Genomic DNA, 13,107 nt, shown 5'->3' on the forward strand with positions numbered 1-13,107 from the left:
ACAGGCCTGACGCATTGTCAGGCCTGTCCGATAGTCTCTTCGCTTAGCGCAACGTTTTATTCTGTTGCGTCGGAAGGATATTTCTGCGCCGTCTCTTTGATCAGCTGCTGCAGTTCGCCCGCCTGAAACATCTGAATAATGATGTCACAGCCGCCGACCAGCTCGCCGTCTACCCACAGCTGTGGAAAAGTCGGCCAGTTGGCGTATTTAGGCAGCTCAGCACGAATTTCCGGATTCTGCAGGATATCGACATAGGCGAAACGCTCGCCGCAGGCGGACAGCGCCTGTACGGCCTGCGCGGAAAAGCCGCAGCTTGGCAGTTTTGGGGAACCTTTCATATACAGCAGAATCGGGTTTTCTGCGATCTGGCGCTCAATCTTCTCAATGGTGCTCATAAATGCCTTCCTCAATCGGCTACTTCGTGTCTGTATAGTGTAGCGAGTCTGCGAGCGTGATGAAAATGTCATTTTCAGTCGCCCGCTGACGCTACGGTCGGAAAACAAAATGTTAAAATACCATTTTCGGTCCGGCGGTGCTGCGTTAACTGTAAATATCAGCGGCAAATTTGCGCAGATAAATGTTTGAACAGGCTAAATTTTACAGCTTTTACCGCTTTGCGACGATTGAAACAAAAAAGGCCTTACTTTTTAGTAAAGAGTTCGATTAGAATCGTCCTGACTGACTGCCCAGGCGCAGATCTCCTTATTTAGCCATGCTCTTGCCACTGGCGGGAGCACAAACTGTTAATGGTAAAGATGCGTTTACTCATCACGTTGCTGATGCTGGCCTTTGCCCAGCTGTTTATGTCTGTGGCGCACGCATCGCCACACGCTGCCGTTAAAGCGGACCACCACAAAGCAGACAGCGCCACGCCTGCTCGTGAAGACGATCGCCGCAAGCGCCGCCCGGTGAAAACCTCTACACGTAAAGTAAAAGAAGCCAGCCCAACCAAAAGCCGTTCGCCCCTTGCTAAAAAGTTTAAGCTGCGCAAAAAAACGCAGACCGTCGCCGCTGCGCTGCCGCCCAAGAAACGCTATGGTCGTCATCGCTTGCGCAACGAAGAGACGGAAGCCTTAACCAGCGGCTCGGCCTCGGCCCCGCTTAAGCTCAGCAAAGCGCATCGCGCCCGCTATCAGAAAGCCCGCGAAACGGCGATGAGCAAGCTGATGAACCAGCTGGGCAAGCCCTATCTCTGGGGCGGCACCTCGCCCAAGACCGGTTTCGACTGTAGCGGTCTGGTCTGGTATGCCTATAAAGATCTGGTGAAGTTTAAGATCCCTCGCACCGCTAACGAAATGTACCATCTGCGGGATGCGGCTTCGATCAAGCGCAACGAGCTGGAAAAAGGCGATCTGGTATTTTTCAGCATCAACGGCCGCGCCTCGGCGGATCACGTTGGCGTTTACCTGGGCAACGGCAAGTTTATCCAGTCGCCGCGTACCGGCAAGGATATCCAGGTGAGTATGCTCAGCGAAGATTACTGGGAGCAGCACTACGTCGGCGCTCGCCGCGTCATGACGCCGAAAACTATCCGCTAGCCCACTCAGCAGGCTGGAGGCCCGAATCGCGCAAACGATCCGGGCCGGTTTACTCTTATTTGCGCAAAATGTTCGCCTGTTGCCCTAAAACCCTCGTGTTCTGCGCCTGCTCTTGTTAGAATCCACGGTTTGTTGCGCAACAGGCATTTAGCCGACATGACGCTCTGCTCAAGTCTGTTTCGCCACCCTGAACTCCCTCCTGGTATAACCATTCCGCAACAAATTATGCGCAACTTATATCAGGATTATCATCATTCCAGGCAATCGTTTAACAAACCGCTTTTCAGTGACTTATTGAACAGCGCAGGAGTCTTTTTCCATGGCAACCATAAAAGATGTGGCCAAACGCGCCGGTGTCTCAACCACCACGGTGTCCCACGTCATTAATAAAACCCGCTTTGTCGCTGAAGACACGCGGGAAGCCGTCTGGGCAGCGATCAAAGCGCTGCACTATTCGCCCAGCGCCGTGGCCCGCAGCCTGAAGGTCAATAACACCAAAACCATTGGCCTGCTGGCGACCTCCAGCGAGGCGCCCTATTTCGCCGAAATTATTGAGGCGGTCGAACACAGCTGTTTTGCCAAAGGCTATACGCTGATTTTGGGCAACGCGCATAACGAACTGGAAAAGCAGCAGGCCTATCTGTCGATGATGGCGCAAAAACGCGTCGATGGCCTGCTGGTTATGTGCGCCGAGTACCCGGATGAGCTGATTAAGATGCTGGAAGATCACCGCAACATCCCGATGGTCGTCATGGACTGGGGCGAGTCGCGCGGCGATTTTACCGACACTATTCTCGATAACGCTTTTGAAGGCGGTTATCTGGCAGGCCGCTATCTGATCGATCGCGGCCACCGCGATATCGGCGTGATCCCGGGCCATATGGAGCGCAATACCGGCGGCGGTCGTCATGCCGGCTTCCTCAAGGCGCTGAACGAAGCGGGGATTACGCTGCGCGAAGAGTGGCTGGTTCAGGGCGATTTTGAGCCGGAATCGGGCTATCGCGCTATGCAGCAGCTGCTGGCGCAAAAACAGCGTCCTACCGCGGTATTCTGCGGCGGCGATGTAATGGCAATGGGCGCGATTTGCGCCGCAGACGAGATGGGCCTGCGCGTACCGCAGGATATTTCGGTGATCGGGTATGATAACGTGCGCAACTCGCGCTACTTTACCCCCGCGCTGACTACCGTCCACCAGCCGAAAGAGCGTCTGGGCGCAACGGCCTTCAATATGCTGCTCGATCGTATTACCAGCAAACGCGAAGAGCCGCAGACGATTGAAGTGCATCCGACGCTGATTGAACGTCGCTCCGTAGCGGACGGCCCTTTCCTCGACTACCGTCGCTAAGCGCACGGGCGGCCATCTGCCGCCCGTCTTTTACGCCTCCCGCAGCCATTCGCTGTTCAGCGTTTCCGTTTCGCCTAAATAATCCAGCAGCCAGCGCAGCGCTGGCGACGCCTGCTGTTCCGACCAGCTGACGCAGCAGGGGCTATCCGGAAAAGGCGGATCCAGCCTCAGTTCGCACAGCGAGCCGTTTTGCAGCAGCGGTTGCGCAAGATGCCCCGGCACCATGCCGACACACAGCCCGGCCAGCAGGCAATCAAACGCGCTCTCCCAGTCCGGCGCGACCAGCCGTCGCTGATTATCCAGCGTCCAGGTGGTTCTTTTCGGCAGCGCGCGCGAGGTATCTTCCAGCACCAGCGAAGGCCACTCCCGGATCGCCTCCTCGCTAACCTTCTCCCGGTGTTGCGCAAGCGGATGATCCGCCTTCACCACGCAGCGCCAGTTGAGCATTCCCATATTGCGAAAAGCGAAGCGTCCGCCGACCGGAATAGCCTGCGTCGCGCCTATCGCCACGTCGACCCGGCCGTCGGCCAGCGCATCCCATACGCCGTTGAATACTTCCGGCGAAAGATGCAGTTCCATATCGGGAAAATGTCGGTAAAAATCCACCACCAGCTGGCGCGTACGCGCGGTTTTAACAATACGATCGACGGCGATATTCAGCTGGCCGCGCCAGCCGTTGGCGACCTGCTGACACTGGCGTCGCGTGGCAAGCATTTTTTTGATAACACTCCGCCCTTCCTGGATAAAGACCTCGCCCGCCGCCGTTAAGACCACGTCCCGGTGACGCCGTTCGAACAGCGGCACCGCCAGCCACTCTTCCAGCTGGCGCACGGTATAGCTGATGGCGGACGGAACGCGATGCAGCTCCGCCGCGGCGGCGGTAAAGCTGCCGGTTCGGGCGACCGCATCAATCACCTCAAGCGAGTGTTCTGACCACATATTCTTCCTGCAAAATTTTTGAACGCAAGACGCAAATATTACCGTTTCACAACCGCTATCGCACTCTTTTACACTGCCGTCCGCTATTCACCTGATAAAAAAGAGCAAAATCTCATGCCGTCGAAAGGATTTTTACTTTACCTCGCGCTGCTCAGCGTTGCGGGTTTTCTTGCCACCGATATGTATCTGCCCGCCTTTACGGCGATGCAGCAGGATTTGCAAACCGAAGCGGGCGTCATCAGCGCCAGCCTCAGCCTGTTCCTGGCCGGGTTTGCCAGCGCGCAGCTGTTCTGGGGGCCGCTTTCCGACCGCATTGGCCGCAAGCCGGTGCTGTTGATGGGGCTGGGGCTGTTTGCCGTCAGCTGCGGCGCAATGTGGTGGGCGGAATCCACCACAATGCTGCTGACGCTGCGCTTTTTACAGGCGGTAGGCATTTGCGCCGCCGCCGTCAGCTGGCAGGCGCTGGTGATCGATCGCTATTCCGGCGCGCAGGCCAACCGCGTGTTTGCCACTATTATGCCGCTGGTGGCGCTGTCGCCGGCGCTGGCCCCGCTGCTGGGTGCCTGGCTGCTGAACCACTTTGCCTGGCGGTCGATTTTCCTGGCGCTGCTGCTGCTGGCCCTGATCCTGCTGGTCGCCACGCTTTTTCTGTCGACGCCTGCGCCAAAAGAGCATAAAGAAGAGGCGAAAGTAGGTTTCTTCACGCTGCTGAAGTCACCGATCTGGAGCGGCAACGTGCTGATTTACGCCGCCTGCTCCGCCAGCTTTTTCGCCTGGCTGACCGGTTCGCCATTTATTCTGGCCGAACTGGGCATGTCGCCGGGCGATATCGGCCTTAGCTACGTGCCGCAGACGCTGGCCTTTCTCGCCGGCGGCTACGGCTGTCGGGCGCTGCTGAAGCAGACCGAAGGCGCTTCGCTGCTGCCCTGGCTGCTGACGCTGTATGCCCTCAGCGTGGGCGCGTTTTTCATCGCCGCACAGGTGGAAACGCCTTCGACCTGGGCGCTGCTGCTGCCGTTTTGCGGTATGGCGCTGGCCAACGGCGCTATCTATCCGATTGTGGTGGCGAATGCGCTGCTGCCTTTTCCGCAGGCCAGCGGTAAAGCAGCCGCGCTGCAAAACACGCTGCAGCTTGGTCTCTGCTTCGTCGCCAGCATGATTGTTTCCGGTTTTATTGCTAACCCGCTCGCCACCACGTCGCTGGTCATGCTCAGTACTGTGTTTTTGACAATTATTGGCTATATTTTACAAAGGACGACGTTAGCCAACGCTCCCCTGACCCACGCTCAGAGCCGTCGTTAACTGGCTGAATCTATTTAGTTAGCGTCCTAACGATAAGGCGTTGAATATTGCCTGAGGTGAGCATATACTCAATTTCAGGCAATAATTCATAACAACTTTGTATCATTTTTTTGATTCCTGACAGGGTTGTCCGGGTGTTCTCTTTTGTGGCAGGTGTCACCCTCATTCTGTAGGTTTCAGTTCAATCCTCTGTAACGCCGGATATCAGGCGCACGGCTAAGCGTGCGTTTTCTCAAACCCTGTGGAAATTGATGATTCTTTTTCTCAGGTTTCAATCACGAAGGGTGATGGAGAAGCTATGAGTTCATCGTGTATAGAAGAAGTGAGCCTGGAAGAAAATCAGTGGTATCGAATCGCCCAGGAAATGTTACGCAACGCGGATATCGAAATTAACGGCACCCGTCCCTGGGATATTCAGGTGACCCATCCCGATTTTTTTAAACGCGTGATGCAGGAAGGGTCGCTGGGCCTGGGCGAAAGCTATATGGACGGCTGGTGGGAGTGCGAGCAGCTGGATATGTTTTTTCACCGTGTGCTGCTGGCTAAGCTGGATCAGCAGCTTCCTCGCCATTTTAAAGATACGCTGCGCATCGCCGCCGCGCGCCTCACTAATCTGCAATCCCGCAAGCGCGCCTGGATTGTCGGCAAAGAGCATTATGACCTTGGTAATGACCTTTTTACGCTGATGCTTGACCCCTACATGCAATACTCCTGCGGCTACTGGAAAGAGGCGGAAACGCTGGAGCAGGCGCAGCAGGCTAAATTAAAAATGATCTGCGAGAAACTTCAGCTGGAACCCGGGATGTCGCTGCTTGATATCGGCTGCGGCTGGGGCGGGCTGGCGGCTTATGCGGCGCGGCATTACAACGTCAAGGTGACTGGCGTGACGATCTCCGCCGAGCAGCAGAAGCTGGCGCAGCAACGTGGTGAAGGGCTGGACGTCACCATCCTGCTACAGGATTACCGTGACCTCGATCAGCAGTTTGACCGCATCGTTTCCGTTGGTATGTTTGAGCACGTCGGGCCAAAAAATTACGCCACTTACTTTAACGTGGTCGATCGCAATCTGAAGCCGGACGGCATCTTTTTGCTGCATACCATTGGTGCGAACAAAACGGACGATAATGTCGATCCGTGGATCGATAAATATATTTTCCCTAACGGCTGCCTGCCCTCCGTACGCCATATTGCCGAGGCGCACGAACCGCATTTTGTGATGGAAGACTGGCACAACTTTGGGGCGGATTACGATCTGACGCTGATGGCCTGGCACCAGCGCTTTTTAGCCGCGTGGCCGCAGCTGGCGGATAAATATGGCGAACGCTTTAAGCGCATGTTCAGCTACTACCTTAACGCCTGTGCGGGCGCTTTCCGCGCGCGGGATATTCAGCTCTGGCAGGTGGTCTTTACCCACGGTAAAGAGGGCGGATTGCGGGTGCCGCACTAGCGGACAAGGTCGGCCACTAAGCCGACCTTGTTTATTACTCTTCCGGCTGAATTTCCGCAGCGGCCGCCGCCAGCAGCGCCGCTTCACGCTGCGCCAGCACGCGCTCAACGGTTTCCACAATCGCCTGGGTATGCGGATCGATTTCAATATTCACTCTGTCGCCCAGCCGCTTGCCGCCCAGCGTGGTTCTTGCCAGCGTTTCCGGGATCAGATGCACGCAGAATTTGCTTTTGGTGACTTCGCCAACCGTCAGGCTGATGCCGTCAATCCCAATAAAGCCTTTGTGCAGAATATATTTCATCTGCTCGCTGTCCTGCGGCTTAAACCATATTTCGCGGTTATTTTCAGACGTCAGGATTTTGCAGATTTCGGCGGTAGTCATAATATGACCGGACATTAAATGGCCGCCGATTTCATCGCTGAATTTCGCCGCGCGCTCTACGTTAACAATATCGCCGGGCTTTAAATCCCCCAGGTTGGTAATACGCAGCGTCTCTTTTACCAGGTCAAAACTGACGCGGTTGCCGTCAACCCCGGTCACCGTCAGGCAACAGCCATTGTGAGATACGGAAGCGCCCAGCTCCAGTCCCGGCAGCAGCTCGTCCGGCAGGCGGACGATATGCGTGCGAAAATTCGGTTTCTCTTCAATTGCCAACACCTCTGCGGTGCCCTGCACAATACCGGTAAACATAATTATGACCTCGGTGGATTTTTCGCTATTCTTGTCTGATCTTAAAACTATACCAAATAGTCTTTCTCCCTTCAGTTAAAAAACAGGTGTATATGTGCAGAAGTATCTGACCGAGGCGCGTCAATTGCTGGCGCTGGCAATTCCGGTAATTTTTGCGCAGGTTGCGCAAACCGCTATGGGCTTTGTGGATACGGTGATGGCCGGCGACGTCAGCGCAACGGATATGGCTGCCGTTGCGGTCGGCACATCTATCTGGCTGCCCGCCATTCTGTTCGGCCACGGTTTGCTGCTTTCGCTCACGCCGGTTGTGGCGCAGTACAACGGCTCGGGCCGCCGCGATCGTATCGCTTTCCAGGTTCGTCAGGGGTACTGGCTGGCCGCCTTCGCTTCCCTGCTGGTTATGGTTGTGCTGTATAACGCCGGCTATGTTATCCGTTCTATGCAAAATATCGATCCCGTGATGGCGGATAAAGCCGTAGGCTATCTTCATGCGCTGCTGTGGGGAGCGCCAGGTTATCTGTTTTTCCAGACCGCGCGCAACCAGTGCGAAGGCCTCGCCAAAACCAAGCCGGGCATGGTGATGGGTTTTCTCGGGCTGCTGGTGAATATTCCGGTTAACTATATTTTTATCTACGGTCATTTCGGGATGCCCGCGCTTGGCGGCGTCGGCTGCGGCGTGGCGACGGCGTCCGTGTACTGGGTAATGTTTATCGCGATGAAAATATGGGTTTCGCGCGCCTCTTCCATGCGCGATATCCGCCTGGCGGATCGGTTCAGTCCGCCCGATGCGAAGGCGCTTTCCCGCCTCTTTAAACTCGGCCTTCCCGTCGCGCTGGCGCTGTTCTTTGAGGTGACGCTGTTCGCCGTCGTCGCGCTGCTGGTGTCGCCGATGGGCATCGTCGAGGTGGCGGGTCACCAGATAGCGCTGAACTTCAGCTCGCTGATGTTTGTACTGCCGCTTTCTCTTGGCGCAGCCACCACTATCCGCGTGGGTTTCCGGCTTGGTCAGGGCTCGACCGAAGGCGCTCGCGTAGCGGCATGGACGGCGCAGGGCGTGGGCATGTCGCTGTCGCTGCTGACGGCGCTGTTCACGGTGGTGTTTCGCGAGCAAATCGCGCTGCTTTATAATCAGAATCCGGCCGTGGTGGCGCTGGCGGCTCAGCTGATGCTGTTGGCCGCAATTTATCAGTTTTCCGATTCGATTCAGGTTATCGGCAGCGGCATTTTGCGCGGCTATAAAGATACGCGCGCCATCTTTTTTATCACTTTTATCGCTTACTGGGTGCTGGGCCTGCCCAGCGGCTACATTCTGGCGTTGACGGACTGGGTGGTGGCGCCGATGGGCCCGGCGGGCTTCTGGACAGGCTTTATTATTGGCCTGACCTCCAGCGCGATTATGATGGTCTGGCGTATTCTGCGGTTGCAGCGGCAGCCTGAAGCGCAGCTGCTGGCGCGCGCGGCCCGCTAACATCTTCATTTAAACCGGATGTTTAAAAATGCTGCGCTTCGCACAGTTGCGCAGCAGTCGCACCGAAAATAGCGATTTCTGCTTGCAAGCCGCCAGGGCTGTCGTTAATATTCGTCCCCGCTGTCACTCAGACAGCATGATGCGTTCTTAGCTCAGTTGGTTAGAGCACCACCTTGACATGGTGGGGGTCGGAGGTTCGAGTCCTCTAGAACGCACCATCTTCTGCTTTCTCCCGTCACGTCTTTCCACGCCGCTGTTTTGTGTAATCACTTGTTTCAACGCGCTATTTATCTCCCATAATCTTTCGCTTCGGTCTGCTGATTTTTCCCGTAACGCTTTGCTTCACCGCGCTGCCCTTTCTCGCGCCCGAATGGCTGTTTCTGCGCCCGGCCACCGCCTTTTTTTGCGCAACAATCTGATCTGGTGCAAGCTTTCGCCCGTTCCGGCCTACTTTTTAATTGGTTTTCAATGGGCTGAGTAGCTATAATACGAAACGTTGTTTCACTTGAATGGTTTCAGCGTATGGTTGGCCCTTTAGCAAAAACGATAGCTGGTTGCGCAACCGATCTTTGCGCCTGCGCCAAAACCGCGTTTAAACTTCCTCTGCACGCTTTTTTTCTGTCACCTATCCTTAAGCTGTATCGCAGTTCGCCGCTCGGGCGGTCGCACCCCCAATCACCGGGATTACGCTTTATTTCATCCATCACAACTTAACAGATGACTCGTCATGAAAAAGACCAAGATTGTTTGTACTATCGGTCCAAAAACCGAATCGGAAGAAATGTTGACCAACCTGCTGGACGCGGGCATGAACGTTATGCGTCTGAATTTCTCTCACGGCGATTACGATGAGCACGGTAAGCGTATCGCTAACCTGCGCGCGGTGATGAGCAAAACCGGCAAGCAGGCCGCTATTCTGCTGGACACCAAAGGGCCAGAAATTCGTACCATGAAGCTGGAAGGCGGCGCGGACGTGTCGTTGAAAGCCGGTCAGACCTTTACCTTCACCACCGACCAGTCCGTTATCGGCAACAGCGAGCGCGTGGCGGTGACCTATTCTGGCTTCACTTCCGATCTCTCTATCGGCAACACCGTCCTGGTGGACGATGGCCTGATCGGCATGGAAGTCACCGAAGTGACCGAAAACCACGTGGTTTGTAAGGTACTGAACAACGGCGATCTGGGCGAAAACAAAGGCGTTAACCTGCCTGGCGTTTCTATCCAGCTGCCAGCGCTGGCCGAAAAAGACAAGCGTGACCTGATTTTTGGTTGCGAACAGGGCGTGGATTTTGTTGCCGCCTCCTTTATCCGCAAGCGTTCTGACGTGCTGGAAATTCGCGAGCACCTGAAGCAGAACGGCGGCGAGCATATTCAGATCATCTCTAAAATTGAAAATCAGGAAGGCCTGAACAATTTTGATGAGATCCTGGACGCTTCCGACGGCATCATGGTGGCGCGCGGCGACCTGGGTGTGGAAATCCCGGTTGAAGAGGTGATTTTCGCGCAGAAGATGATGATCAAGAAATGTAACCGCGCACGCAAAGTGGTGATTACCGCTACGCAGATGCTGGACTCAATGATCAAAAACCCACGCCCTACCCGTGCAGAAGCGGGCGACGTGGCTAACGCCATCCTGGACGGCACCGATGCGGTTATGCTCTCTGGCGAAAGCGCCAAGGGTAAATACCCGCTGGAATCTGTCACCATTATGGCTACCATCTGCGAACGTACCGATCGCGTGATGAAAAGCCGTATCGACTCTCAGCATGACAGCCGCAAAATGCGCATCACGGAAGCCGTGTGCCGTGGCGCAGTAGAAACTGCCGAGAAGCTGGAAGCGCCGCTGATTGTGGTGGCAACCGAAGGCGGTAAGTCAGCCAAGTCCGTACGCAAATATTTCCCGAACGCGACTATCCTGGCGTTAACCACCAACGAACAGACCGCGCGTCAGCTGATCCTGAGCAAAGGCATTGTGGCGTCCGTGGTAAAAGAAATCGCTTCTACCGATGATTTTTACCGTATCGGTAAAGAAGCGGCTATCGCCAGCGGCTACGGTCGTAAAGGCGATGTCGTGGTGATGGTTTCTGGCGCACTGGTGCCAAGCGGAACCACGAATACCGCGTCTGTGCACGTTCTGTAATCAAAGATTACGCCTTGTAGTGAAAAAGCGCCCTGAGTGGCGCTTTTTTTACAGCTTAGCTCAAAGGTTTTTCTAAAAATTCCAATCGAGATTAACTATTCAATTGCGCTGTAAGGCGAGATAAGTCCGATTGAAATCGTCTGTTTTCGCTAAATTTTTTGGGCTTTTTCGTAAAGACGGTGCTTCTTTGAGCGAACGATCAAATTTAAGCACGTTCTAACCAAAAATTTATTCTCATTGGAAAAAACTTTGTGTAATACTTGTAACGCTACATGGAGATTAACTCAATCTAGAGGGTATAAATAATGAATCGTACTAAACTGGTACTGGGCGCGGTAATCCTGGGTTCTACTCTGCTGGCCGGTTGCTCAAGCAACGCTAAAATCGACCAGCTGTCTACCGACGTTCAGACTCTGAACGCTAAAGTTGACCAGCTGAGCAACGACGTGAACGCAATCCGTTCTGACGTTCAGGCTGCTAAAGACGACGCAGCACGCGCTAACCAGCGTCTGGACAACCAGGCTCACTCTTACCGTAAGTAAGAGTTCTGGTTTAAAAATGGCGCACATTGTGCGCCATTTTTTTTGCCTGTCGCCTTCACGGCTGCAGAAAGCGTTCCGGGCCGTTTATAACTGTTCCCCGTCCAGCCTCGCTTCGCGGCTGCAGAGTGCGTTACGGGCCCTGCCCCCAGCTCTGGCCATCGCTTTGCGTTAGCGCTGAAAGCGCGAAGGCTTCAGAATGCGTTGCAGCCCTTTTATGGCTTTCTGCCCACTTCCGCCCTCGCTTCACGAAGATAATCGCTTAAAGCGCTTCTGGGACGCTCTCAGACGCCGACGTTTCGCCCTTATTCACCAGCACCGGCAATCCCGCACGTCTTTTTAATGCTTCCTTAATAACCTGACTATCGCTCAGCGCGCTGCCTACAAATTTTTTGGTTTGCGCGGTCAGCGCAATCGGCATCGTTTGTGGATCGTCCTTCTCCCTGTGGGACAGCGGCTGATGGACTTCGATATAGCGCTTGCCGTCCGGCTCTGTGGCGTACTTAACGGGCTGATTGATAATCTGCACGCGGGTGCCTTCAGGCACGCTGTTAAACAGGTTTTCGATATCGTCAGGCCGCAGGCGGATACAGCCGGAGCTGACCCGCATCCCAATGCCGAAATCCGCGTTGGTGCCGTGGATCAGATAGTGGCCTTTGCCGTAAGCCAGGCGCAGCGCATACAGCCCCATTGGGTTATCCGGCCCGGCGGGTATGGTCGTTGGCAAGGTTTTGCCTTCCGCCGCGTAGCGCTTGCGGATATTCGGCGTGGGCGTCCAGCTGGGGTTAGGGATCTTCTGACTGATGCGCGTCACCATCGCAGGCGTGTTGGCGCCAAGCTGGCCAATGCCTATCGGGTAAACGACCACCTTATCTTCATCTTTTGGATAATAGTAGAGCCGTAGCTCGGCCACGTTGACCACGATCCCTTCCCTTTTAGTATCGGGCAGCAGCATCTGCGTAGGGATAACCAGTTTCGATCCCGCTTTCGGCAGCCAGGGATCGGTGCCGGGGTTGGCTTCCAGCATCCCTAACAGGCCCGTCTGGAAGTGCGCGGCAATGCTTTCCAGCGAGCGCCCGTCATCCGGCACGGTATAAAGCTGGTTTTCGCCAATTAAACGGCTGTCGGCGGCGGGAAGCGGATAATCGGCCGCACGCGCCAGAGAGAAGAAAAAAAATAACGAAGAGAGGAGTAGAGTTTTCATTTTTATTTCTCGCCAGGTAAACAACACTTCCCGTCATCATGACGGGAAGCCTGTCGAGAAGTGTAGCAACTTAGCGGCTGATACTGTCCTGCGCTTTCTGGCGAATAGCACGGATCATCGCTTCCAGACCCTGCGAGCGCGACGGCGTCAGGTGCTGGGTAAGCGCCAGCTCGCTGAACCACGGCCGCACGTCAAAATCGAGAATTTCCGCCGGGGTCATCTGCTGGTAAAGCACAAACACCAGGGCAATCAACCCTTTAACGATAGCGGCGTCGCTGTCGCCCTGCAGCAGCACGCGGCCCTGCTCGTCCAGTTCCATCACGATCCAGACCTGGCTCTGGCAGCCGGAAATGGTATTCTCCGGCTGGTGCAGCGAGTCCGGCAGCGCAGGCAGTTTCGCGCCCAGTTCAATCACATAGAGATACTTCTCTTCCCAGTTGGCGCAGCGGGAAAAGTTGCGAACCAGTCTCTCTTTATCGGGCAGTGTTGCCATG

12 protein-coding genes and 1 tRNA gene are annotated in these 13,107 nt (G+C 55.3%); 8 read left to right on the plus strand and 5 right to left on the minus strand.

Going from position 1 to position 13,107, the window contains the following annotated elements; genetic code table 11:
• Positions 1–56: 56 nt before the first annotated feature.
• Positions 57–395: a Grx4 family monothiol glutaredoxin gene (locus AB6T85_RS15110; protein WP_253454438.1), complete on the minus strand. Its 339-nt coding sequence runs from the start codon at positions 393–395 to the stop codon at positions 57–59.
• Positions 396–755: 360 nt separating this feature from the next.
• Between AB6T85_RS15110 and AB6T85_RS15115 the strand changes: the two genes are divergently transcribed.
• Both AB6T85_RS15115 and purR read left to right on the plus strand, forming a co-directional pair.
• Positions 756–1,538: a C40 family peptidase gene (locus tag AB6T85_RS15115; protein ID WP_301253223.1), complete on the plus strand. Its 783-nt coding sequence runs from the start codon at positions 756–758 to the stop codon at positions 1,536–1,538.
• A gap of 319 nt (positions 1,539–1,857) precedes the next feature.
• On the plus strand, positions 1,858–2,883 hold the full coding sequence (gene purR, locus AB6T85_RS15120) for an HTH-type transcriptional repressor PurR (protein WP_253454440.1): 1,026 nt from the start codon (positions 1,858–1,860) through the stop codon (positions 2,881–2,883).
• 30 nt (positions 2,884–2,913) lie between these two features.
• Here purR and punR read toward each other — a convergent pair whose 3' ends face one another.
• Entirely contained in the window at positions 2,914–3,822 is a 909-nt protein-coding gene (gene punR / locus AB6T85_RS15125; RefSeq protein ID WP_253454441.1) for a DNA-binding transcriptional activator PunR, read from the minus strand.
• A gap of 114 nt (positions 3,823–3,936) precedes the next feature.
• Between punR and punC the strand changes: the two genes are divergently transcribed.
• Positions 3,937–5,124, plus strand: coding sequence for a purine nucleoside transporter PunC (punC, locus tag AB6T85_RS15130; RefSeq protein WP_253454442.1), 1,188 nt, complete (start codon positions 3,937–3,939; stop codon positions 5,122–5,124).
• Positions 5,125–5,422: 298 nt separating this feature from the next.
• Positions 5,423–6,571, plus strand: a complete 1,149-nt coding sequence (gene cfa / locus AB6T85_RS15135) for a cyclopropane fatty acyl phospholipid synthase (RefSeq protein WP_301253219.1) — start codon at positions 5,423–5,425, stop codon at positions 6,569–6,571.
• Between the two features lie 34 nt (positions 6,572–6,605).
• Here cfa and AB6T85_RS15140 read toward each other — a convergent pair whose 3' ends face one another.
• Entirely contained in the window at positions 6,606–7,262 is a 657-nt protein-coding gene (locus AB6T85_RS15140; protein WP_301253218.1) for a riboflavin synthase subunit alpha, read from the minus strand.
• A gap of 94 nt (positions 7,263–7,356) precedes the next feature.
• On the opposite strand from AB6T85_RS15140, the gene AB6T85_RS15145 reads away from it, so the two are divergent.
• The 4 genes from AB6T85_RS15145 (at position 7,357) to AB6T85_RS15160 (ending at position 11,412) form a co-directional block, all read left to right on the plus strand.
• A complete protein-coding gene (locus AB6T85_RS15145; protein WP_253454445.1) occupies positions 7,357–8,730 on the plus strand; it encodes an MATE family efflux transporter in 1,374 nt (457 codons plus the stop codon).
• A gap of 141 nt (positions 8,731–8,871) precedes the next feature.
• Positions 8,872–8,948: transfer RNA gene (locus AB6T85_RS15150), tRNA-Val, on the plus strand.
• Positions 8,949–9,457: 509 nt separating this feature from the next.
• Positions 9,458–10,870 carry a pyruvate kinase PykF gene (gene pykF / locus AB6T85_RS15155; RefSeq protein ID WP_125289780.1) on the plus strand — a complete coding sequence of 471 codons (1,413 nt, stop codon included), beginning with the start codon at positions 9,458–9,460 and terminating at the stop codon, positions 10,868–10,870.
• Positions 10,871–11,175: 305 nt separating this feature from the next.
• A complete protein-coding gene (locus AB6T85_RS15160; RefSeq protein WP_016169824.1) occupies positions 11,176–11,412 on the plus strand; it encodes a major outer membrane lipoprotein in 237 nt (78 codons plus the stop codon).
• Between the two features lie 259 nt (positions 11,413–11,671).
• Here AB6T85_RS15160 and AB6T85_RS15165 read toward each other — a convergent pair whose 3' ends face one another.
• The gene (locus AB6T85_RS15165; protein WP_369896024.1) at positions 11,672–12,613 is read right to left on the minus strand and encodes a L,D-transpeptidase family protein; all 942 of its coding nucleotides are present in this window, start codon (positions 12,611–12,613) and stop codon (positions 11,672–11,674) included.
• Positions 12,614–12,683: 70 nt separating this feature from the next.
• The gene (gene sufE, locus AB6T85_RS15170; RefSeq protein ID WP_253454447.1) at positions 12,684–13,106 is read right to left on the minus strand and encodes a cysteine desulfuration protein SufE; all 423 of its coding nucleotides are present in this window, start codon (positions 13,104–13,106) and stop codon (positions 12,684–12,686) included.
• Between the last annotated feature and the right edge of the window lies 1 nt (position 13,107).

Source organism: Erwinia aeris (assembly GCF_041224955.1).
Taxonomy (GTDB): Bacteria; Pseudomonadota; Gammaproteobacteria; order Enterobacterales; family Enterobacteriaceae; genus Erwinia; species Erwinia aeris.

What these genes read in the sequence shown, in the direction of transcription:
- punR (WP_253454441.1), bottom strand. Translation starts at nt 3,822, where the DNA reads ATGTGGTCAGAACACTCGCTTGAGGTGATTGATGCGGTCGCCCGAACC.
- AB6T85_RS15160 (WP_016169824.1), top strand. Translation starts at nt 11,176, where the DNA reads ATGAATCGTACTAAACTGGTACTGGGCGCGGTAATCCTGGGTTCTACT.
- pykF (WP_125289780.1), top strand. Translation starts at nt 9,458, where the DNA reads ATGAAAAAGACCAAGATTGTTTGTACTATCGGTCCAAAAACCGAATCG.
- AB6T85_RS15140 (WP_301253218.1), bottom strand. Translation starts at nt 7,262, where the DNA reads ATGTTTACCGGTATTGTGCAGGGCACCGCAGAGGTGTTGGCAATTGAA.
- cfa (WP_301253219.1), top strand. Translation starts at nt 5,423, where the DNA reads ATGAGTTCATCGTGTATAGAAGAAGTGAGCCTGGAAGAAAATCAGTGG.
- sufE (WP_253454447.1), bottom strand. Translation starts at nt 13,106, where the DNA reads ATGGCAACACTGCCCGATAAAGAGAGACTGGTTCGCAACTTTTCCCGC.
- punC (WP_253454442.1), top strand. Translation starts at nt 3,937, where the DNA reads ATGCCGTCGAAAGGATTTTTACTTTACCTCGCGCTGCTCAGCGTTGCG.
- purR (WP_253454440.1), top strand. Translation starts at nt 1,858, where the DNA reads ATGGCAACCATAAAAGATGTGGCCAAACGCGCCGGTGTCTCAACCACC.
- AB6T85_RS15110 (WP_253454438.1), bottom strand. Translation starts at nt 395, where the DNA reads ATGAGCACCATTGAGAAGATTGAGCGCCAGATCGCAGAAAACCCGATT.
- AB6T85_RS15115 (WP_301253223.1), top strand. Translation starts at nt 756, where the DNA reads ATGCGTTTACTCATCACGTTGCTGATGCTGGCCTTTGCCCAGCTGTTT.
- AB6T85_RS15165 (WP_369896024.1), bottom strand. Translation starts at nt 12,613, where the DNA reads ATGAAAACTCTACTCCTCTCTTCGTTATTTTTTTTCTTCTCTCTGGCG.